Raw genomic sequence first — 20,348 nt, 5'->3', positions numbered from 1 at the left:
CTCGCGCTCCAGGGCGTCCTGCTGAGCGTTTACGGCATGCTCATGCGGCCGTGTGGTCGCCCGCCGGGCTCCCACTGGGCCGGTTCGGATTGGCGTTCGAGACGAACGCCTCCCGTGGATGCTGAACGGAGGCAAGGGAGACAAAATCCCTGCCCCATAGTGCGGCGGTGAGCCAGACGGCGAGAATGCGGACCTTGCGCTCCCAGCTGGGCACAGCCAGGACGTGATAGCCCCGGTGCATCAGCCAGGCGGGAAGTCCCTTGATAACGATGCTCTTGTACTGGAAGATGCCTCGTCCGAGGCCCAGCGTCGCCACCACTCCCAGACTGCTGTGGCGATAGTCCCGGGTCTCGCGCCCCCGAAGGCTTGCCGCGATGTTCTTTGCGAGGCGCTTGCCCTGCCGCACGGCATGCTGGGCGTTCGGCACCGTATGCGCGCCCGGTACGGGAGAAGCGAGGTCCGGAACGGCCGCATCGTCTCCGGCCGCCCAGGCGTCCGGCACGAGTTCGCTGTCGGATCCCACGCGCAGATCAGGCCGTACTACGATCAGGCCCCGCTCGTCGACGGGCAGGTCCGTGTGGTTGTGCACGACAGGATTCGAAGCGTTTCCAGCGGCCCAGACGATCAGCGCGGAATCGAATTCCTTTCCGTTGGACAGCACGACGTGGCCGTCTTCGGCGGAGAGCAACTGTGTGGTCAGGTGGACTTGCGCGCCACGGTCTTCCAAAGAGCGCACGACCCAGGCGCCAGGCTTGTCTCCCACCTCGGGCAGGATTCGGCCCCGGGCCTCGACCAGGTGGAACGACACATCGTCGATGCTCAGTTCCGGGTAGAACTTGACCATCGCTGTCGCCAGCGAGAGCAGTTCACCGAACCCCTCGACGCCGGAGAACCCGCCGCCTACGAACGTGACGGTGAGCAGCCTTTGCCGCTCGGGGCCGGGCGGCAGTGACGCCGCCTGATCGAACGCAGTCATCAGCCGGTCGCGAATGGCCACGGCCTCCTCCACGTGCTTCAGGCCTATCGCCTGCTCCGCCACTCCGGGTACCGGGAAGGTGCGGGTCACGGCACCGGCGGTGACCACAAGGGTGTCGTACTGAACTTCGTAGTCTGCTCCGCTCGTAGAGCGCACGGACACCGTCCGGTCCGCGTGGCGGATCTCGGTCACGCTCCCCGCGATCAACCGGGTGCTGCGCAGGTGTCGCCGCAACGAGACGGCAGCGTGACGCGCCTCGACCGAGCCCGCCGTCACCTCCGGCAGGAAGGGTTGGTACGTCATGTACGGACGCGGGTCGACAACCGTGACCCGCGCCTCGCCCTTGCGCAGCTTTTTCTCAAGGCGCCACGCAGTGTAGAAGCCCGCGTAGCCCCCACCGACAATCAGAATCTCGCGCATCGGTCCCTCTGTTTGTTGTCTGACACCAGATAGACCAGACGGGCCAGGACGGTGTGACACGGCTGCGGCGATAAAGCGATGGAGCCAATCTCGTCACAGAAGTCGGGGACTTCCGGTCTTCACTCAAGGCAGCGCTGTGGGCCACTGGCTAGGGCAAGCGAACGCTGTCGTCGCCAAGCGTGATGTTGGCATGAGGTGCGGTGGTGACTCGAACGTCGAGAGGGAGGGCCTGGCTGTGCTCGTTGTTCCGGATCCGAAGGTCGTCAGAAGGCTGCTGACCCGGTACGCGTCCCTGCGGATCGCGCTCACCGAAAGCGAGGGGCGGGAGAAGTCACGCGAGCTTGAGGACGTGAGTTACACGCTGTGCATCACGATGGGAACCCGGAACGTGCACGAGGCCATAGCGGCAGCGGACACGCTGCTGGTGGCCGCGGCCAGGCGGGGCAGGGTCCAGGAGCCGGACGGCGAGGGCGGTTTGCCGGTACGCGTCTGAGGCCCTACCGGGACGGCTACGCCTGTTCGGCGAGGAGGAGCTGGCCGGCGGTCCCATCTGGCTGCGCCGCGCCCTGGACGGACCCCGCGTCCACCCCATGAAGGTCCTTGAATCGCCTGCCTTCTTCGCCCGGCCGGGCCATCCATTTCACTCGTGATAGTCTCGTTCAATACCATCTCGTGTTTGACTATGGTTGAGCATCAACCCTCTCTCGGGAGAAAGCCCATGGCCACATTGCTGCACATCGACTCGTCCGTGTTTCCCGGCGAGGTCTCCTCGTCCCGTCCGGTCACGGCGACCTTCCGCAAGGTCTGGGAGGAGCGGCATCCGGAGGGCACGGTGATCTACCGTGACCTCGCCGCCGACCCTGTCCCGCACATCACCGCCGCCGCCTGGTCCGCCGGTTACACCGCCCCCGCCGAGCGCACCCCGGAGCAGTCCGCCGCGTTCGCCGCGCGCGTGAAGCTCATCGAGGAACTGGAGCAGGCGGACGCCGTCCTGATCGGCGCCCCCATGTACAACTTCTCGATCCCCTCGACCCTCAAGGCGTGGCTGGACAACGTGCTCCTCATGGGCCGCACCGCGGGCGAGACCCCATCAGCCCAGGGCACCCCGACCGTGGTGGTCGCCAGCCGCGGCGGCTCCTACGCACCCGGCACCCCGCGCGAGGGCTACGACTTCGTACAGAACTACCTGGAGGCCGTCCTCAAGGGGACCCTCGGCCTGGACCTCCACTTCATCGTCCCGGAACTCACCATGGCCCCCCGCAACCCGGCCATGTCGGAACTGGTCCCCCTCTACGAGGCCTCCCGCAATCGTGCCCAGGAGGACGCAGCCGCCAAGGCCAAGGAACTCGCGGAACTCCTCGCCGCGTAGCCCTTCCCGCATCGGACACCGTGTGATGCATCGACGCAGGACGTCGTCACACGGTGACCGTGTTGCCCGCCTCTGCCCCAGACAGTGGGGGTGGTCCGGGTGTTCGGCCCGCCGACGGGCCGCGCATCTGGACGATGGCGACGAAGTCCTGCCCGCGGCCTGGCCCGCTGGTGTGTGGCGACGAGGGGCGCGTTCGCCAAGGCGAGGTCCGCCGTGAAAGCCGTACGGCGCGGAACCCGTCCACGCATCGGCCAGTCGCCGCGCGGACGCGCCTACGCTTCACCCTCCGCGGGATGGGCGAACCGGGTCAGCAGCCCCGTCAACCGCTCGGCCTCACCGGGCCCCAGTCCGGCCACCAGGCGCTCGGCCAGCGGCTCCGCCGCCACATGCGCCGCATCGAAAAGCCCGACGCCCTCAGGTGTGATCTCCACCGCCCGCACCCGCCGGTCCCCCGGAACGTTCTTGCGCACGGCCAGCCCCATGCGTTCCAGGTCGTCCACGACCCGCATGATTCCCGCCTTGTCCGACCCCGTCGCCGCCGCCAGGTCCCGCTGCACCGTGGGCCCGCGGTCGACCAGCACCAACAGCACCGCGAAATGCCGCAACTCGATGCCGAGCGGACGAAGCGCCTCCGTCATCACCGCCGCCGCACGCCAGTGCGCCCGCCGCAACAGCAGGCCGAGAGCGAAGGGCGAGGTGTCCCCGGGACGGTCGGTCGCACGCGAGGCAACGGTTGGATGAGGAGTGTCGGCAGTCACAGCTCCAGGTTACCAGCTGTCCGTTCATCCAATACGGTATCGTTTGAAACAAAATGTGGCTGCGCCCGCCTCGGCTGCGCCCGGACAACGCCAGTGTGCGATCGCACCGGGGTGCTGAACGCTCGTCTTGACGGCGGGCAGCCGTGGAACGATCGTGAATAGAGCCGATGGCAAAGGCGATCCGGCGGTCATCCGGCACGGCACACCAGGTAGGCACCATGGCGCACTCCCACGCATGGTCCGGTCCGCTGCCTCCAGGATCGGCACGGTTCCACGCCGACGCAGCCGCGGCCATCGCCGTCTCGGACCCTTCCGGCCGGATAATCCTCTGGAGCAGCGCCGCACAGGCGCTGTGGGGTTACGCTCCCGAAGAGGTGATCGGCAAGTCCCTCACCGGTCTCTTCACCACCGACGGGGCGGCGCTGTTGCATCGTGACGGCCGCTCTGTCGAGGCGCGGGTCCGTGTGTCGCCGTTGGTGGCGTCCGAACGGCCGGGCGGGTTTCTCCTGACCGCGGAGCCCCAGGGGGCCGCAGAGGCTCGGCCGGGTGCACAGCAGCCCGGGGACGAGGCGTTGATGCGGTGGGTGTTCGAGCAGCATCCGGCTCACCTCGGGATATTCGACTGCGAGGCCCGGGGCCTGAAGCAGAACCGGACGATGGCCCGGGCGACCGGTCTGCGCGAGGAGGAACTCCGCGACCGGCGCGTCAGCGACCTGATCCCGGATGCCTCGCTCATCGAGAACGAACGATGGATCCGGCGGGTGGCCGCGACGGGCGACCCGGCGCAGAGAGAGGCTTTCCTCAAGGTCCCCGGTGAACCGAAGGCGCACGCCTGGACCGTGGACTACTTCCCGCTCAAGGACCCGATCGGCCGGGTGCGCGCAGTGGGCATGACAGCCTACGACTATTCCCAGCAGTACGAGTCACGGGAGCGGCTGGCCCTGCTCGGCGAGGCCCGCACCCGCATCGGCGCCAGCCTGGAACTGGAGGGGACGGCTGACGAGCTCGCGGAACTCCTCGTGCCCCGTTTCGCGGACGTCGCCAGCGTCGACCTGTTCGAGGCGGTCTTCGGCGGTGAGCTGCCTACGTTTGTCGCCTCCGGCCCCGTTCTGCTGCGCCGAGCCGCGCAACGGCCGGAGTTCTTCGCGGCAGGGGCGTGTCCCGCCACCGGCGAGACGCGGTGGCACCCGCCTTCCTCACCGGTCAGCCGGTGTGTGGCGACCGGGCGGGCGGAACTGTACGACTTCACCGATCCACAGATGACCCGTTGGTTCGCCGACGACCCCACGACGGCGGCAGAGCTGCGCGCCTCCGGAGCGCACTCGCTGATCACGGTGCCCATCCGAGCCCGCGGCACTACTCTCGGGGCCGCCGCTTTCCTCCGCCACAGCGCCTCCCGTGAGTCTTTCACCGCCGTCGACCTGACCGTCGCCGAGGACCTGGTCGCCCGTGCTGCGATCTGCCTGGACAATGCCCGCCGGTTCACCCGCGAACGAGGCATCGCGCTCTTGCTGCAGAGCACCCTGCTGCCGCGTGGCCCGATCATGCATCCGGGCGCGGAGACCGCTGCCCGTTACCTGCCCGCCGACCGTGCCACCGAGGCGGGTGGGGACTGGTTCGACGTGATTCCCCTGCCCTGCACTCGCGTCGGCCTGGTCGTCGGCGACGTCGTCGGCCACGGTATCGGCGCCTCGGTCACCATGGGCCGGCTACGGACGGCGGTACGTACCCTCGCGGACATCGACCTGCAGCCCGACGAGCTCCTCACCCACCTCGACGACATGGTGACCCACCCGGCGGAAGAGACGGGCGACGAGTCCGGTGCCGGTGTCGTCGGATACGACGCGATCCCGGGCGACATCGGCGCCAGCTGTCTGTACGCCGTCTACGACCCCGTGTCCGGTACCTGCACGCTGGCCCGGGCTGGTCACCCGCCCCCGGTTCTGGTGCGCCCGGACGGCACCGCGCAGGTCGTCGACGTGCCAGCCGGGCCTCCGCTCGGGCTGGGCAGCCTGCCGTTCGAGGCGGCGGAGTTGACCATTCCCGAGGGCAGCCTGCTGGTTTTGTTCACCGACGGACTCGTCGAAACCCGCGGCCACGACATCGACGAACGCATCGACGAGTTGCGCGAGGCTCTGACCCGGTCCGCGCCCTCGCTGGAAGAACTGTGCGACACAGTCCTGGAGTCCTTGCATTCCGAGACGCGGACCGACGACATCGCCCTGCTCGTCGCCCGCACCAGGGTCCTCGGCAAGGAACACGTCGCCGAGTGGGACGTCCCTGCGGACCCGGCAGCTGTGGCGGAGACACGCAAGCAGGTGGACGAGCGGCTCACCGCGTGGGGGCTGGAGGAGGCCGCGTTCACCACGGAACTGGTGGTCAGCGAGCTGGTCACCAACGCGATCCGGTACGGCACCGAACCGATCCGCCTGCGGCTGATCAAGGAGCGATCCCTCATCTGCGAGGTCTCCGACAGCAGCAGCACCGCCCCTCACCTGCGCCGGGCCCGGGACAGCGACGAGGGCGGCCGGGGACTGTTCCTCGTTGCCGAGCTCACTCAGCGCTGGGGCACCCGCTACACCTCCGTGGGCAAGGCCATCTGGGCCGAACAAGCCCTGGTTCGATCGTCACGGACAGCGTCCTCTTTCTGACAGGTCGCTTCCTTTTGGTGTCGCAATCTCTGAATCACCGTCCGCACGCCCGCACCATGGCCCGGCGCCGCGTCGGCGGGGTCGGTGTCACGGACCGGGTGGCCGCCCGGTCCTAGTCGGGAATCCAGTCCGATCCGGCGCCATGGTGAGAAAGACGGAGGATTTACTTGTCGGAAAGCCCAACTTCATCGAACCGCCCGTCTGTGGACCCGCCGTCGACAGGCTTGCGCTCCCTTCCCCGTCCCGTGGCCGTGGTGGTGTGCGCCGGTGGCCTACTCGGAGCGGCCCATGTCGGTATCGGGTACGCGCTGGAACACCGTGGATTCGTCCCGGACATGATCATCGGAACGTCTGTGGGCGCTCTCAACGGGGCCGCGCGGCCGCCCACCTCGACAGGGCCGCGCCGTGGCTGGATCACGTGTGGACCCGGTTGCCTCGCCGCGAGGTCTATCCGCTCGGCCATCACCTGTTCTCACGGGCCAGCATCTTCACCGATCGCGGCCTGCGTCGGCTGATCACCCGGGCCGGACTGCCGTCGCGGATCGAGCAGTTGTCGGTCCCGTTCACTGCGGTGGCCATTGACCTGGCCACCGGCAATTCGGTGCTGCTCGACCACGGAGACCTCGAGTCGGCGCTGCTGGCCAGCGCGGCCATTCCCGGGATGCTGCCCCCGGTGGTCCGGGGGGGCGGATGCTCGTCGACGGCGGGGTGATCGCCTACGTCCCGGTACTGGCGGCCCTGCAGGCCGGGGCGGCAAGCGTGGTGGTTCTGTCGACCGGGCCGGAGAGCTCACCGTTGCGCCCCACCACCCCACGCCGACGTGCCAGTGCCATCGCCGCCCGGGCCGGGACACTGTTGATGCACCATCAGATCGAGCGTGACCTGCACGAGGTGCCCAAGTACATCCCGACCGTCGTGCTGCCGACCGGGATCGAGGCCTGGCCCGCTCCGTGGGACTTCCGCCAGGCCGAACGCCTCATCAGCACCGCGTCCCGCACGGCGGGGCGCTTTCTCGACGGGCTACGCATCGGCGGTCCGGGCCTGTATCGGGTCGACGGCCCTCCGTGACACCCGGCAGTCCGGGTGAGGCGTCCATTTCTTCCGTATCAGGGGTTCCTCGCCACACCTTGGCCCGCGGATGTCCCACCTGTAAGCGGCGCGTACGGCCCTAAAGTGGCGAAGCCCCTCAGTGCTCACCGGCTGGCCCCGGCCACAACGCCCGCACCGCGTCAGGCACCTCGGCCACAACAGCCGGATCGAGCAGAGCCACTTGGAGGATGTAACCGGGGAGGATGGAGAGCATCGTCGAAGCGATCGCCTCGGCCGTCACGTTCACGGGCAAACCGCCGTTTTCCTGGCGGTCGCGGACCAAGGTGACCAGATTGACTCGAATGCGGCCCATGAGATGGTCGAGCTTGCGCGCCAACGAGTGGTTGCGCATGGCCTCTCCCCAGACCAGAACCGCGAGGCCGGCCACGTCCTCCTCGGCGGACTTGGCCCGGATCACGTCGAGCAGTTCGGCCATGACAGCCCCCATGGATTGACCCTGCCGGTTGGCGGCGACAGCCAGTGTGATGTCGAGGACATCGCGCATGTTCTCCTCGGCGATCGCGAGGATCATCTCGTCCTTGCTGGTGAAGTGCCGGTACACCGCGCCCGCGGACATCTGCGCCTCGGCGAACAGGTCCTGCATGGACGTGGAGTGGAATCCGTCACGGAGGAAACAGCGGCGCGCCGCGTCGAGGATCTGCTTGCGGCGGGCGTCCATGTGCTGCTGGGTGACCTTGGGCATGAGGCCAGTCTAACAAAAAAACGAACATTCGTATTGACGTTTGCCAATCCGGCAGGCCAGACTGAGGCTTAATAAAACGATCATTCCTTTTTATGAGAGGCCGGGTTGTGAGGAACCCCTTGTCAGGACACCGGGCATTGCGGGAAGTAGCCATTGCCGCCGTGGCGCTGCCCATAGTGATCACTCTGGCGGTGATGGCGTTCGCCTGGCCGGCGGGGCGGATCTCGCCGCGTGACGTCCCGGTCGGGATCGTGGGCACCGGGCCGGCCAGCCAGCACGCGGTGGAGGGACTGACCCGGGCGAAGCCCGGCGCGTTCGACTTCCACCTCTATCCCGACCAGCAGGACGCACGGTCGGCGATCAAGAGCCGGGATGTCTACGGCGCCTTCGCCATCTCCGGCCACGGCATCACCGTGCTGAAGGCCACCGCCGCCAGTCCCTCCGTGGCCCAGGTTCTGACCGATATCGGACAACAGCTGGCCGACAAGGCCACCCAGCAGATCACCCGGCAAAAGGCCGCCCAGCAGAAGGCCACCGGTGCACATCCCCCGGCGAAGGCCCACAAGCAGACGGCCGCCCAGCAGGGAGCCGCCGGCGCCGACTCCTCGGTGAAGATCCTCGTGAAAACAGTCGACGTGGTGCCCGTCGCCACAGAGGACCCCCGGGGTGTGGTGTTCAGCTCATCGGTGTTCCCGCTCACGATCTGCGGCATCCTGATCGGGGCGTTCGTCACGATGGCTCGCGGCCTGGCACGCCCGCGGCACCGAGTGCTGACACTTCTCGTCGCATGCGCCGTCGCGGCCCTGGGCATCTATCTCGTGGCCCAGGGCTTCCTCGGGGCGCTGCCCCACAGACACGTGGCCACGTGGGCGATCCTGTCGCTCGACCTGCTCTCCATCAGCGCCACCGCTGCCGGCGTGATCCGGCTCCTCGGGCCGGGAGGTCTTGGGCTCAGCGCCGCGCTCATGGTCTTCGTCGGGAACGCCTTCTCCGGCGCCACCTCAGCCCCGGAGATGCTCCCCAAGGGCGCGGACTACGTGGGCCAGTGGCTGCCCCCCGGCGCGGGAGCCAGCCTGCTTCGCGATACCACCTACTTCGACGGCAGCGCCGGCGCCGGCCACCTTGCCGTCCTTGTTCTGTGGAGCGTCTGCGGTCTCACAGCAGTCATGTTCGGCCACTGGGTCACCGGGGAAGCCCGCGGCACGAAGACCAGTGCAACGGCTTCCGGGGAGTTGCTCCCGGCCTTGCCGGGGTCCGGCGCCGCCTTGCCGGGGTCCGGCGCCGCCTTGCCGGTTCGGCGTCACGCGCACGCCCACGCCCGCCGCGATGACAGTGACGGCTGATGCCGAGCGCCTCATGCGGGCGACAGGCCCTGGCCGCCAAGGATTTCGGCCCTGTGCCGAAGGCGAACGAAGCGCTGACGCACAGCTGCTCCCTGGCCTTCGTCGCCTCGGGCGCCATGGTCCCGGCCGGGGAATGGATCGCGGTCCTGGCTGTCAACGCGCGCAAGCAGCACATCGGGGGCACGGCCGTCCGTATGAGCCGACATCACGAAGGCGTGCCCCCTCCACGAGGCCGCGCCGCCACCCAACGGTGCTGCCCGGCAGACACACGGGCCGACTCCCGACACGATCACGACCACAACCACGGAGTACTGCGCGAGGTGTTGAACCGCGATGCCCGGCGCCGTACCGGAGCGGACACACACCATGACCACCCCACAACACTCCCAGCCGGCACACCGGTCCGAACATCCGCAGGCGACCGGCACCTCTCCGGCCATCACTCGGGCCTTCGCCCTGCTCAGCAGACGTTGGAACGGCCTGATCCTCATGGCTCTGGCCAAAGGGCCGGCCGACTTCGTACAGATTCGCGAGCGCGTCCCCGGGATCAGCGACCGCATGCTCGCGCGGTGCCTCCAGGAACTGACCGCGATCGACCTCGTCGCCCAGGACGCCCGGCCCGGGCTGTCGTCGCGAACCCGTTACGCACTGTCTCCGCACGGCAAAGCCTTCCTCGTCCCCCTGGCCATCTTGTTCCTGTGGGCGGAGGACCATCTTCCAGCGAGCGGCTCGCCGGCATCGGATCCGGCAGGGCCAGGCCACTGACCTCCCTTTCCGCGTCGTCGGGCGGAACGCGAGCTGGACACATGCCTTCGGCGGACGATCGGCCGACACCCGTATGCGGGGGAGCGCCGCTGTCGACTGCCGCAAGGCGAGGAACGCCGGTGGCTGCTCTGTCGTCGGCGGGATCCGACCGAGCACGCGGAAGCGGTGGGCTGGGTTCACGGGCGCAGGCAGTCGACAGGCCGGGCGATGCCGGTGCCTGCGCGTCGACGTTCGATGAGGCCGTCGCCATGGAGCACGAGGGGGCCCGTCCGGCCGTCGGCGCCCGTGGATCTCCCGGTGCCACGGTGATGGCGATGATCGCATCGCCGAGCGATGCGATCCGGCGTGGTCGGCCGTGCGGGGCGCCTCCCGGCACTACTGCCACCTACGCCATTTAGCGCATATTATCCCATTTTGTAGTCCATCGATTGTCAAGGGATAGGCATGTAGGGGCATACGAGGGAGACTGGTGATCTTGGACGTCTACGAGGCAGTCACGAGCCGACGGGCCGTGCGTGGATTCATCGACCGGCCCGTCCCGAGGGTGGTACTGGAGCGGGTGCTGTCCGCTGCGGCTTGGGCACCGTCCGGGTCGAACCTCCAGCCCTGGCGCGTTTATGTGCTGACTGGCCGACCGCTGGCCGAACTGAAGGAGCTCGCCGACGGGCGCGTGACCGCATGCGATCCCTGGGACGAGCGGGAATACGAGATGTACCCGGCCGCACTGAAGTCCCCGTACCGCGAGCGCCGATCCGCCTTCGGTGCGGAGCGCTACAGCGCGCTCGGCATCGCGCGCGAGGACTGGGCGGCGCGCCAGAGAGCCGCTACCGCGAACTGGAGCTGCTTCGGCGCGCCCGCCGCCCTGTTCTGCTACATCGACCGCGGTCTGGGCCGACCCCAGTGGTCCGACGTAGGCATGTTTCTCCAGACCGTGATGCTGCTGCTGCGCGCCGAAGGCCTGCACAGTTGCCCGCAGATGGCGTGGTCGGTGTATCGCAAGACCGTCGCGGAGGTCCTGTCACCCCCGGACGACCTCATCCTCTTCTGCGGCATGTCGATCGGATTCGAAGACGCCGCAGTGTCGTACACCCGTACAGGCCGAGCACCGCTCGACGAGACGGTCACGTTCGTCGATGGTTAGTTGGCGGTACTCGTTGCCCGTCAACGGCGGGCGGGTGGTGTGGCAGACACCGCGGCTCAGCTTCTCAGGCCGAGGGCTTCGCGAGGCGATCAACTCTGCTCCATCCTCACGGCCCGGCAGGCACGGCTTGCCCCCGGCGACGGCGCTACATCGCAGTTGAGGCCGGTGAGGGTGCCGCGAGGCAACACCCGGGTCCACCCCGAGTGCAGACAGCCCGTCAGGAGGGCAGGGCATCCGGCGGCGTCCGCGTCGCCGATCTGAACGGCCGACGCGGTCGGGAGGTCCCATCCGGCGGGCAGCAGCGACACGTCTTGTGCTCGGGCCGGAAGGGCTGTGGATCCTTCGTCAGGCGCCCGCCGCGCGCGCCGAGCAGTACGAGGCAGTTGTGGGCGATCAGCCCGAACAGCACCTACCTCTTTGGTCGTCCACCGCGGGTGGACCGAACCCGCGCCGATGGGCGTGCGTTCATCATGCGGGCACCGCAAGTCTCGCGCTGTCACAGCCGGCCCGGATCCGCTTGTCGAACTCCGACGTCGGGATCGTGTTGATGTAGTCCGAGGACAAGAGCCCCGGCAGGGCGATCCCGGACCTGGCCGCGTACTCGTGCACCCGTCGCAGCAGGTACACCGCCCGATCCGGCCCCGCGTTCCTCACGACAGCGTCGAGTGATACCTGCCATTCGGCGGTTTCCTCGGTATCCCGGTCGGGTAGTTGGTCGAGCTCACTCGTTGCAGAGAACTCAGTGGGCCGGGACGGATCACTCATGGCAGCCTTTCTGTCACAGCGTGATCAAAGGAGAGACCGACTGCCGACACGGAGGTGCTTCCGGTGTCGACGGGCCAGAGGGGTGCGTAGGTGATGGTGGGGTGGAGCCAGCGGTTCACAACACCTAGGACCGCGCACATGCCACCTTTGTGACGATCCTCAGCACTGTGTGTCCTGCCGCGAGTCGAAAGCGCGCTCCGGGTGCACAGGCCATTCACCGTGTGCCCATCCCCAACCGCTCCTGCGCGCCCGTAGGTTGTCCTGAAGGGCGGATGCAGTCACTCGTGTCACAGACCCGCTGCGCACTCAGCCGGCAGTAGGAAAATGTGATCCCCGCACGTGGGAAAACACTTCGGCGGACGGTGTGGCTGCCCCATGGACAGCACACCTGTGAAGCTGCACCGCAACGCCAGACGGTGACCATTCACGTGGAGTGCGCGCCAGGCGCCCCGGGAACTCCTCCGCACCGACACTCGGGCCCGTCGTTCGGATATGCCATCGAGGGTGCGGTGCGCTTCGAGGGCGAGGGTGACCCGGAGCGCATGGTGAAGGCCGGCGGGACGTGCTGGAAGTCGGGTAGTGGCGTGGGCGCAACAAGACACGAGTGCCACTGAAGCTTTCGCGTCTTCTTGCCCTGATTGCCAGGCGGTCTCGGTGATGTGAACGGCGAGGTGTGGCTGCGCCGACCGAGAACTGACCGCTCCACGCTGGTCAGCCCCGTCACCTTCCTAGCGAGCGCCCCGGCTCGTTCGGCGATCGACGTCACGCGATCGGCGCGTGTGCGCCGGGATACCTACATCGGCCCCTGGCTGCCGGAGCCCGTCGGCACCAGCTCGGATCCGAAGGTGGGCGCACAGCACTCAGGAGCCCTCGAACTGGCACTGCTGTTGGTGCTGGAGAAGCCGCCCCCCACTGAACGCGCCGCGTACGTGTTGCGTGAGGCGTTCGATCACACCTACTCGATCCGCACCCCGAGATCGCTGAAATCCTTCCGGGCACGACCCGCAGCCGGGGCCGTACGGCGATAGCACGATCACTGAGACCCACATCACACAGCCCTTGGTGTCACACCTTGCCGGGCTGTCCGGTCACTAGTGCGTACCAGCAATTTCGCTAGGAGCGCCAATGGATGCACGTCTCAACTACTACGGCAATCCCCTCGCGGGCAAGGTGCTGAAGCACCTCTTCTCGGCCAGCAAGGCGCTGTCGGACTCGACGCTGCCGGCCACCATCCAGCATCTGGTCGAGGTCCGCGCCAGCCAGATCAACGGCTGCGGCTTCTGCACCGACATGCACACCAAAGAGGCCGCCCACGCCGGGGAGACCTCGGTGCGGCTCAACCTGATCGCCGCCTGGCGGGAGGCGACGGACTTCACCGAGGCCGAGCGCGCCGCGCTGGAGCTGGCCGAGCAGGGCACCCGCGTCGCGGACGCGTCCGGTGGCGTCACCGACGAGGCCTGGGCGAACGCCGCCAAGCACTTCGATGAGGACCAGCTCGCCGCGCTGACGACCCTCATCGCCATCATCAACGCCTACAACCGCATCAACATCATCACCCGGCAGCCGGCCGGCGGCTACAAGGTCGGCATGTTCGGCTAGAGCCAGGGTCCGGCCCAGCCGGACGCGGACGGTCCTTCTCCGCGCCACCGCTGCCTTCGCGGGGAAACGGACTTCGAGCGCCAGCCGATTGCGCTCAACCACGCGGTCGGCCGGGCCGAATTCTTCGCGGCCCGGCACTGCGCCCCCTTCGGGCGGACTTCCGAAGGCCTGCAGGACGGTTTCCCCCGGGGATCGACCGTGTTCTCGCCGGAGGCTGCCGTCGAGGTCGGGTGCATGCCCCCCTTGGTCAGCAAGGGCCCACCGTAATACCCGTGCGGGCTGTCAGCCCGTTCATGGCCCGGCGTGCACGCCTGCTGACGCCCTCCCCGGTGATGCCGTCAAGGTCGGCGCCGTGACAACGTCTGGCCGCGATTACCACAGTGCGCTGCGCTCTCGATTCTGCAGCCGGCCGAATTGTGGAGACCGCCGACAGGGGGGAGGGTGACATGGGGATTCGCTATGTGTAAGGCAGGAGGCGCATGGCGTGTCACAGATACGGGCCATGTTTTGTCTTCACTGTAAAGCAAGTTGTTGTGAGCCCGGAATTTCCGACGCGAGATCGCCTGTTCCGGGCAGGTCTACGGAGGTGTAGCACTAATGCATGAAATGCACTCAGAGGACGGCTTCGGCCCCAAGATGCTGGCAGACGTCAAGCCGCCTTTCATTCCCGAGGGCGCTTCGGGAATGACTGTGCTTGTCGAGTGGGCTCCCGGTGACCCTGGCACTCCCCCGCACCGCCACTCGGGGCCGTGTTTCGGCTACGTACTCGAGGGAGCGGTCCGGTGGGAGCTCGAGGGTGAGCCGGAGCACGTGATCAAAGCCGGTGAGACGTTCTGGGAGCCGGGCGGTGAAGTGATCCACTATCAGAACGGCAACGCCTCGTCGGACGTCCCGGCCAAGTACATCGTGTTCATGATGTGCGCGCCGGGCCAGCCGATGCTCACGATGGTCGACGACGAGGAACTGGAGAAGCGCGCCCATCTGCGCGCCCCGCGGCCCACCGGCTGACCTGCCGCCCGCGCACCGGCCGGTTCCGAACGGAGCCCGTTCGCTCCGTGGGAGGACGCGGTAAGGCATGAGCGCCACTGATGTGTGTACTGCGTGCCGACAGCGCTGTTCGCGGCCGCAGCCGTCCGTGCACTGCGGCATGCCCTCGTGTCACGGAGTCTTGGATGGCGCAGCCGAGTCGACCATCTCCTGCACACCGCCATGGCCCTGGCCATGGCGGTGATGCCGTGGAACTGCGCTCGCGGGCTGCCGGAGCTGCCGCAGACGGCCTTCTTCGCAGCCGCTGCCTTGCGGTTCCCGCTGACCACCGCCGGCCGCCATCAGCGGTCGAGACTGACCGCAACCGCACGGAGGCTGCCGTACCCGGCCGGCATGGCAGCGACGGCTGGGATGACGCTCTCCATGATGGGCCCATCACACGAGCCCCTGGCCGAAGGTCTCCCCTCGGAGCACCGGGCCGTGCACCTCAGTCACTCCGCGGGGGAGTCGAAGGCCGGCGCCTTGGTCACCGGAGTGCTGGCGCTGTACCTGCTCGGGTACGGTCTTTGGTCACTGGTCCGCGGCATGCCCACGCTACGCAACGTTCCGGATCCCGCAGCCATCTCCACCAGCGCAAGAGAGCCCTACGGCTACTTCTGGGACGGCTCGATGGCTTTGGGGACGGTCATCATGCTGCTCATACGCCCCTGACCGCCGCCAACGCCCGGGCCCCACGCCGGATGCGGCCGGCGTCGGGTTCGGCAGCGGACCCACTTCGCCTCCCTCGTCCGTGGGAGGGCGCGGCTGCGGCCGCGAAGACGTTCACCCCCGCTCCGACTGCCATGACGCGACGGGATCAGCAGGCACGCCGCGATCCTCGACCACGGATGCGGACAGGGCACGCGCCATGGAACAGCTCGAACAGCACGGCGTCGACGACGGCACGGCCGTCGACACCTCGCCAGGAACGACCGATCGGGCACCTGGCCTGTGCCCCAGAGCCCGTCAGGAGAGCCAGTCTGTGTAGCGGGTGGGCGCGAGGTGGGCGTCCTTGTCCGTGAGGACGTCGCCCTTGACCACGGCGAACATGCCGGCGGTGGGGTCGGTGACGACGGTGCGGCTGTCGCCCTTGCGGGACAGGGTGATCCGGCCCACCTCGTCCAGGGTGAAGATGTCGGGGCCGGCGATGTTGCGGATGCCGTTGAGCGGGGCGCCCGCGGCGACCTCGGCCACCGCGGCGGCCACGTCCTTGGCGGCGATGGGCTGGATGGGCGTGGCGGGCAGCCGGACGGTGTCGGCGTCGGAGGTCCAGGACATGGTGGCATCCATGAACTCCATGAACTGCGTCGCCCGGACGATCGAGTAGGGGATCGGCCCGGCCGCGAGGATGTGCTCCTGGAGCGTCTTGGCCTGGTAGTAGTCCAGCTCCGGCACCTGGTCCGTGCCGACGATCGAGAGAATGACGAAGTGGCCGACGCCGGCCTTCCGGGCCGCGGCCAGAAGGTTGTCCATCGAGGTCTGGAAGAAGGCCGGGGAGGCTTCGTCGAAGGTGGGCGAGTTCGTCAGGTTGACGACGACGTCGGCTCCCGCCACCGCCTCGTCCAGCCCCTGACCGCTGATGACGTCGATGCCGGTGGACTTCGAGTGCGGTACCGCCTCGTGTCCGGCGGCGTTCAGGTTCTTGACGACCTGCGACCCGATCAGTCCCGTACCGCCGATGACCGCGAACTTCATGACATGCCCTTTCGCCGGTAGTACGTCCGAAGTGCGACATAGGCCACGATATCCGCGCATTGTACGTTCGTCCTGGCCACATCCTTCCGGCTCCCGGGGCCGGGTTCGTGTACTCGGTCCAGGGCAAGGGCGAGCCGGTGCCCGTACTCGCCCGCGCATCCGCCTCGATCACCGCGGCCGAAACGGTCGACGGCCCCGGCCGGGCGTTCACCTCCACGGAGGTCCGCCGGCGCGGCCCGCCGTTTCCGGCGAACATAACCGTCTCGTCGAGTGACGCCCGTCCCGTACGGGTTCGTTCACCGTGACCTCCTAGAACCCGATCGACATACCGCAGAAGAGGATCACGCCTGGGGGTGCCAGGTCTCCGCGGCGGAACCACCACCGCAGCAGGGGATGCCTGATGGCGCGGGGCCGTCATCCTGGACGGACAGGGACGGTCGGACTCCGGAGTGCGACCGCCGGGGGTACCTCAAGGACCTCTGTCAGCCCGAAGCGCTTCACCCGCATCCTGTCGCGACCTGAGCTGGTGATTCACGCACTCGCGGCCAGAACCAATGACGCGAACATCGACACTTTCGAAGACCGCCCGGCACGGTCCCGCTCGCCCGGCCAGGGCCGAGGTGCCGGCCGAGCGGGCTGCGTACCGACGGCTGTCACAACAGCGAGGACGTGTCGGTCAACTAACTGTCCGCATCTGGAAACCCTCCATACGCGAAGGTGCACCAAATATGGCATTCGACATCACCATTCTATTGGGCTCTGCCCATGGCCCGGAGTCCGGTATCGCATGGCGGCTCGGCACAAAGAAGCCGCGTGACCTAAAAGGGCCGACGGGCACGAGCTTTCCCGCGTCGATTTCGGCTCAGCGCCCGGCCGTGCACTGCGACGCCGACGGAGTCATGCCGTGACCGAGTGGACCAAGTTGCCCGATCTGCCCACCGACAAAGACTACGACGGAGAGGTCTTCGCCCCGATCTACACCACGACCGTGACGGTGAGCGGGGGGACGGCGAGTCATGGGCGGGCCTCGGGAAGGGCACGCTCGGGCGACGGAGTCCTGGATCTCAACCTGCGCATGCCCACAGAACTGGGCGGAGACGGCCAGGGGACGAATCCCGAGCAGCTGTTCGCCGCCGGTTTTGCCGCCTGTTTCCACGGGGCGCTGAGTCTCGTCGCACGGCAGGCCGCACTCGACCCCGCAGCAATCTCCGTGGAGGCAACCGTGGCTTTCGGACGGGACCCTGAAGACGGCGGCTACTTGCTGCACGTCGACCTCGAGGTCAAGTGGCCGGCCATCGACCCTGCCGTCGCCGCCCCGCTCGTGGAGAAGGCCGATTCGCTGTGCCCCTACACGAAGATGGCCCTACGGGGAACGCCGACAAGCATCAGGCTCGCCTCTTAGCCGACGGCATCGGCAGCCGGTCCAACCGTATGCCGTTTCTGTAGCCGTCGTATGCCTCATGTCGGCACACGACGGCTCTTCGTACGACATAAAGCCGCCCACCGGTGCTCCATCATAAAAAGACTCAAGGAAGGGGAGACCAGCCGGCCTGTCGCCGGTCGACCGGGGAGAGTAAGCCACGAACGCTGTCTGATCATCGACGGAAACGGCACGTGGCTGCCGGTCATCCTGACCGGCAGCCACCGCAATACGTCCACGCACTCGGAAGCGTAATGTAAAGCGACTGCCCGGCTTGCGCCACATTCGCAGTTCACCGGGCACCCGATGAGTGCAACCTCCGTCCTCGATGTCGACGCAAGGCTGTGCAATGACGTACGGCGCCTTCCATTCCTCCGCCCGACGGAAGTGATCAATGGTCAGTCGGCTCGCGAAGGCAGTGTTCGACTGAAGGTACGACCATGAAGCCCACGAGGTTGTGACCGTCGGCACGTGACCCTGCCAGGTCGGCGCGTGACCCTGCCAGGTCGGCGCGTGACCCTGCCAGGTCGGCGCTGAGCTTGTCACGGAATAAGGGGCTGAGCGGGCCAATGGGTGCCTCCGCCAACGTGACCCGCCCGCTGCCGACGCACTGGGAGCACGGTCACAGCGGCCCGCTGACGAGGAATCACGTGCCGGCAGGAACGCGTGTCGACCAGTGGACGCCACCCGCCCCGGGAGTGGCCACGAAAGATGTCACAGATTCCGGGACATGCCGGTCCTACTGAGTGACAATCCCTCGGCGATCGGAGTAGATCGTGGCTATCACCGAACAACATCTTTCCACCATGGTGCTGGTGATCGGAACCGGAGGTGCCGGGCTGCGAGCGTCGATCGAACTGGCAGAGGCCGGTATCGACGTCCTCGCGGTCGGCAAGCGCCCCAAGGAGGACGCCCATACGGCACTTGCTGCCGGAGGAATCAACGCTGCCCTCGGCACCATGGATCCCGAGGACAGCTGGCAGCAGCACGCAGCCGACACGCTGAAGGAGAGTTATCTGCTCGCCGATCCCCGCACTGTGGAGATCGTCACCCAGGGCGCCGCTCGGGGCATCGGCGACCTGGAACGCTACGGTATGGCCTTCGCCCGGGAGGAGGACGGCCGGATCTCCCAGCGCTTCTTCGGCGCACACAAGTTCCGGCGGACCGCGTTCGCCGGCGACTACACCGGTCTGGAGATCCAGCGCACGCTGATCCGGCGCGCGGAGCAGCTGAACATCCCGGTGCTCGACGGCGTCTACATCACCCGGCTCCTGGTCCACGACGGCGCCGTCTTCGGTGCCTACGGCTTCGATCTCACCCACGGAAAGCGGTACTTGATCCACGCCGACGCCGTCATTCTCGCCGCTGGTGGCCACACCCGCATCTGGCGGCGAACGTCCTCTCGGCGCGACGAGAACACCGGCGATTCGTTCCGTCTGGCCGTGGAAGCCGGCGCCCGCCTGCGCGACCCCGAACTGGTGCAGTTCCATCCCTCCGGGATCATCGAGCCCGAGAACGCGGCCGGCACCCTCGTCAGCGAGGCCGCGCGCGGTGAGGGCGGCATCCTGCGCAACGCGCTCGGCGAGCGGTTCATGAACCGCTACGACCCTGCGCGCATGGAGTTGTCCACCCGTGACCGCGTGGCCTTGGCCTCCTACACGGAGATCAAGGAAGGGCGCGGGACGCCCAAGGGCGGCGTGTGGCTCGATGTCTCCCATCTGCCACGGCAGACGATCATGACGCGTCTCCCCCGCGTCTACCAGACCCTGCTCGATCTGCAGATGCTGGACATCACCCGCGATCCGATCGAGATCGCGCCCACCGCGCACTATTCGATGGGCGGGGTGTGGGTACGCCCCGAGGACCACAGCACCGACGTGCGCGGCCTGTACGCCATCGGTGAGGCGTCGAGCGGCCTGCACGGCGCCAATCGCCTCGGAGGGAACAGTCTTATCGAACTGCTGGTCTTCGGCCGCATCACGGGCCAGGCGGCCGCCGCCTACTCGCAGTCTCTGACCGCCCAGCCGCGGTCGGCGTCAGCTGTCGCACAGGCCCGCTCGGAGATCGACGATCTCCTCGAGGCCGACGGACCGGAGAACGTCCGCGCCCTGCAGCGCGCCATCCGCAACACCATGACAGAGCACGCCGGAGTCGTACGCGACGAACAAGGCCTGCGCGCCGGACTCACAGAGCTCGCGGCGATCGAGAAGAGGATGGAGGACGTCGGCGTGCACCCGGACATCGCCGGCTTCCAGGATCTCGCGCACGCCTTTGATCTCAAGTCCGCGGCCCTGTCGGCTCGGGCCACCCTCGAAGCTGCACTTGAGCGTCGAGAGACCCGCGGCTGCCACAACCGCAGCGACTACCCCGACCTGGACCCCGCTCAGCAGGTCAACCTCGTATGGTCGCCCACGACTGGTATCACCCGCGAGAGCATTCCGGCCGTCCCCGACGAGATTTCTCCCCTGATGACAGAGGTCTCGACCGATGGAAAGCTCGCCGAATAGCCTCGTACAACGCTGCGAAGCACGCAATGGCGGCACACGGCTACTCCTTCGAGCACACCGACCAACCGCCTGCGGAGCCGTGACGCGACCGGTGGACAGCCGCACTCCCGCGCGCAGTCCA

21 protein-coding genes and 1 pseudogene are annotated in these 20,348 nt (G+C 67.8%); 17 read left to right on the top strand and 5 right to left on the bottom strand.

The genetic code is table 11. The features are described from left to right. Window positions 1–40: 40 nt before the first annotated feature. Entirely contained in the window at window positions 41–1,396 is a 1,356-nt protein-coding gene (locus tag ABZ656_RS22055) for an FAD-dependent oxidoreductase (protein ID WP_360269944.1), read from the bottom strand. Window positions 1,397–1,631: 235 nt separating this feature from the next. On the opposite strand from ABZ656_RS22055, the gene ABZ656_RS22050 reads away from it, so the two are divergent. Next, window positions 1,632–1,889 (top strand): DUF5133 domain-containing protein, encoded by a 258-nt coding sequence (locus ABZ656_RS22050; protein WP_360269942.1) that lies wholly within the window; start codon window positions 1,632–1,634, stop codon window positions 1,887–1,889. A 225-nt stretch (window positions 1,890–2,114) separates the two neighbouring features. After that, window positions 2,115–2,765 carry an NAD(P)H-dependent oxidoreductase gene (locus ABZ656_RS22045; protein WP_101401125.1) on the top strand — a complete coding sequence of 217 codons (651 nt, stop codon included), beginning with the start codon at window positions 2,115–2,117 and terminating at the stop codon, window positions 2,763–2,765. A 272-nt stretch (window positions 2,766–3,037) separates the two neighbouring features. Here ABZ656_RS22045 and ABZ656_RS22040 read toward each other — a convergent pair whose 3' ends face one another. Beyond that, window positions 3,038–3,523: a MarR family winged helix-turn-helix transcriptional regulator gene (locus ABZ656_RS22040; RefSeq protein ID WP_101401124.1), complete on the bottom strand. Its 486-nt coding sequence runs from the start codon at window positions 3,521–3,523 to the stop codon at window positions 3,038–3,040. Between the two features lie 218 nt (window positions 3,524–3,741). On the opposite strand from ABZ656_RS22040, the gene ABZ656_RS22035 reads away from it, so the two are divergent. From ABZ656_RS22035 to ABZ656_RS22020, 4 genes are all read left to right on the top strand, one after another. Continuing rightward, a complete protein-coding gene (locus ABZ656_RS22035) occupies window positions 3,742–6,174 on the top strand; it encodes a SpoIIE family protein phosphatase (protein ID WP_101403805.1) in 2,433 nt (810 codons plus the stop codon). Between the two features lie 203 nt (window positions 6,175–6,377). Then, a complete protein-coding gene (locus tag ABZ656_RS22030) occupies window positions 6,378–6,689 on the top strand; it encodes a patatin-like phospholipase family protein (RefSeq protein WP_360269939.1) in 312 nt (103 codons plus the stop codon). Continuing rightward, entirely contained in the window at window positions 6,593–6,886 is a 294-nt protein-coding gene (locus ABZ656_RS22025; RefSeq protein WP_360269958.1) for a hypothetical protein, read from the top strand. The genes ABZ656_RS22030 and ABZ656_RS22025 overlap by 97 nt, the downstream gene beginning before the upstream one ends. After that, window positions 6,865–7,242, top strand: coding sequence for a hypothetical protein (locus ABZ656_RS22020; RefSeq protein ID WP_360269937.1), 378 nt, complete (start codon window positions 6,865–6,867; stop codon window positions 7,240–7,242). Before ABZ656_RS22025 ends, ABZ656_RS22020 begins: the two co-directional genes overlap by 22 nt. A gap of 118 nt (window positions 7,243–7,360) precedes the next feature. Here ABZ656_RS22020 and ABZ656_RS22015 read toward each other — a convergent pair whose 3' ends face one another. Next, on the bottom strand, window positions 7,361–7,942 hold the full coding sequence (locus ABZ656_RS22015; protein WP_360269935.1) for a TetR/AcrR family transcriptional regulator: 582 nt from the start codon (window positions 7,940–7,942) through the stop codon (window positions 7,361–7,363). A gap of 185 nt (window positions 7,943–8,127) precedes the next feature. On the opposite strand from ABZ656_RS22015, the gene ABZ656_RS22010 reads away from it, so the two are divergent. The 3 genes from ABZ656_RS22010 (at window position 8,128) to ABZ656_RS22000 (ending at window position 11,215) form a co-directional block, all read left to right on the top strand. Continuing rightward, on the top strand, window positions 8,128–9,309 hold the full coding sequence (locus ABZ656_RS22010; RefSeq protein ID WP_360269933.1) for an ABC transporter permease: 1,182 nt from the start codon (window positions 8,128–8,130) through the stop codon (window positions 9,307–9,309). Window positions 9,310–9,675: 366 nt separating this feature from the next. After that, the gene (locus tag ABZ656_RS22005; protein WP_180362098.1) at window positions 9,676–10,074 is read left to right on the top strand and encodes a helix-turn-helix domain-containing protein; all 399 of its coding nucleotides are present in this window, start codon (window positions 9,676–9,678) and stop codon (window positions 10,072–10,074) included. Between the two features lie 475 nt (window positions 10,075–10,549). Then, window positions 10,550–11,215 carry a nitroreductase gene (locus tag ABZ656_RS22000; protein WP_101403804.1) on the top strand — a complete coding sequence of 222 codons (666 nt, stop codon included), beginning with the start codon at window positions 10,550–10,552 and terminating at the stop codon, window positions 11,213–11,215. 528 nt (window positions 11,216–11,743) lie between these two features. On the opposite strand, the pseudogene ABZ656_RS21995 reads toward ABZ656_RS22000, so the two are convergent. Further along, window positions 11,744–11,980, bottom strand: a pseudogene (locus ABZ656_RS21995) (hypothetical protein); the annotation flags it as partial. A gap of 326 nt (window positions 11,981–12,306) precedes the next feature. Here ABZ656_RS21995 and ABZ656_RS21990 point away from each other — a divergent pair. The 5 genes from ABZ656_RS21990 (at window position 12,307) to ABZ656_RS21970 (ending at window position 15,277) form a co-directional block, all read left to right on the top strand. Further along, the gene (locus tag ABZ656_RS21990) at window positions 12,307–12,594 is read left to right on the top strand and encodes a cupin domain-containing protein (RefSeq protein WP_360269930.1); all 288 of its coding nucleotides are present in this window, start codon (window positions 12,307–12,309) and stop codon (window positions 12,592–12,594) included. A gap of 45 nt (window positions 12,595–12,639) precedes the next feature. Continuing rightward, on the top strand, window positions 12,640–13,008 hold the full coding sequence (locus tag ABZ656_RS21985) for a hypothetical protein (RefSeq protein ID WP_360269928.1): 369 nt from the start codon (window positions 12,640–12,642) through the stop codon (window positions 13,006–13,008). A gap of 97 nt (window positions 13,009–13,105) precedes the next feature. Beyond that, entirely contained in the window at window positions 13,106–13,579 is a 474-nt protein-coding gene (locus tag ABZ656_RS21980) for a carboxymuconolactone decarboxylase family protein (protein WP_101401118.1), read from the top strand. Between the two features lie 606 nt (window positions 13,580–14,185). Next, window positions 14,186–14,587 carry a cupin domain-containing protein gene (locus ABZ656_RS21975; protein ID WP_360269926.1) on the top strand — a complete coding sequence of 134 codons (402 nt, stop codon included), beginning with the start codon at window positions 14,186–14,188 and terminating at the stop codon, window positions 14,585–14,587. 93 nt (window positions 14,588–14,680) lie between these two features. Further along, entirely contained in the window at window positions 14,681–15,277 is a 597-nt protein-coding gene (locus tag ABZ656_RS21970) for a DUF5134 domain-containing protein (protein WP_360269924.1), read from the top strand. A gap of 294 nt (window positions 15,278–15,571) precedes the next feature. Here ABZ656_RS21970 and ABZ656_RS21965 read toward each other — a convergent pair whose 3' ends face one another. Continuing rightward, window positions 15,572–16,300 (bottom strand): NAD(P)H-binding protein, encoded by a 729-nt coding sequence (locus ABZ656_RS21965; protein ID WP_101401115.1) that lies wholly within the window; start codon window positions 16,298–16,300, stop codon window positions 15,572–15,574. Between the two features lie 728 nt (window positions 16,301–17,028). Here ABZ656_RS21965 and ABZ656_RS21960 point away from each other — a divergent pair. The 3 genes from ABZ656_RS21960 (at window position 17,029) to ABZ656_RS21950 (ending at window position 20,227) form a co-directional block, all read left to right on the top strand. Then, window positions 17,029–17,208, top strand: a complete 180-nt coding sequence (locus ABZ656_RS21960) for a hypothetical protein (protein WP_360269922.1) — start codon at window positions 17,029–17,031, stop codon at window positions 17,206–17,208. After that, on the top strand, window positions 17,205–17,702 hold the full coding sequence (locus ABZ656_RS21955) for an Ohr family peroxiredoxin (RefSeq protein ID WP_101401114.1): 498 nt from the start codon (window positions 17,205–17,207) through the stop codon (window positions 17,700–17,702). Before ABZ656_RS21960 ends, ABZ656_RS21955 begins: the two co-directional genes overlap by 4 nt. Window positions 17,703–18,526: 824 nt before the next feature. Beyond that, entirely contained in the window at window positions 18,527–20,227 is a 1,701-nt protein-coding gene (locus tag ABZ656_RS21950; RefSeq protein WP_180362367.1) for an FAD-binding protein, read from the top strand. Window positions 20,228–20,348: the final 121 nt, after the last annotated feature.

The sequence above is a fragment of the Streptomyces sp. NPDC007095 genome (assembly GCF_040634475.1).
GTDB lineage: Bacteria > Actinomycetota > Actinomycetes > Streptomycetales > Streptomycetaceae > Streptomyces.
Note: the sequence above shows the minus strand (reverse complement) of the source record. Positions and strands in the feature narration are given on the sequence as shown.

Excerpts from the sequence above, each read along its gene's own strand:
- ABZ656_RS22055 (WP_360269944.1), bottom strand. The coding sequence starts at position 1,396 with ATGCGCGAGATTCTGATTGTCGGTGGGGGCTACGCGGGCTTCTACACT.
- ABZ656_RS21980 (WP_101401118.1), top strand. The coding sequence starts at position 13,106 with ATGGATGCACGTCTCAACTACTACGGCAATCCCCTCGCGGGCAAGGTG.
- ABZ656_RS22020 (WP_360269937.1), top strand. The coding sequence starts at position 6,865 with ATGCTCGTCGACGGCGGGGTGATCGCCTACGTCCCGGTACTGGCGGCC.
- ABZ656_RS22005 (WP_180362098.1), top strand. The coding sequence starts at position 9,676 with ATGACCACCCCACAACACTCCCAGCCGGCACACCGGTCCGAACATCCG.
- ABZ656_RS22015 (WP_360269935.1), bottom strand. The coding sequence starts at position 7,942 with ATGGACGCCCGCCGCAAGCAGATCCTCGACGCGGCGCGCCGCTGTTTC.
- ABZ656_RS21975 (WP_360269926.1), top strand. The coding sequence starts at position 14,186 with ATGCACTCAGAGGACGGCTTCGGCCCCAAGATGCTGGCAGACGTCAAG.
- ABZ656_RS21960 (WP_360269922.1), top strand. The coding sequence starts at position 17,029 with ATGGCATTCGACATCACCATTCTATTGGGCTCTGCCCATGGCCCGGAG.
- ABZ656_RS21965 (WP_101401115.1), bottom strand. The coding sequence starts at position 16,300 with ATGAAGTTCGCGGTCATCGGCGGTACGGGACTGATCGGGTCGCAGGTC.
- ABZ656_RS22035 (WP_101403805.1), top strand. The coding sequence starts at position 3,742 with ATGGCGCACTCCCACGCATGGTCCGGTCCGCTGCCTCCAGGATCGGCA.
- ABZ656_RS22045 (WP_101401125.1), top strand. The coding sequence starts at position 2,115 with ATGGCCACATTGCTGCACATCGACTCGTCCGTGTTTCCCGGCGAGGTC.
- ABZ656_RS21950 (WP_180362367.1), top strand. The coding sequence starts at position 18,527 with ATGGTGCTGGTGATCGGAACCGGAGGTGCCGGGCTGCGAGCGTCGATC.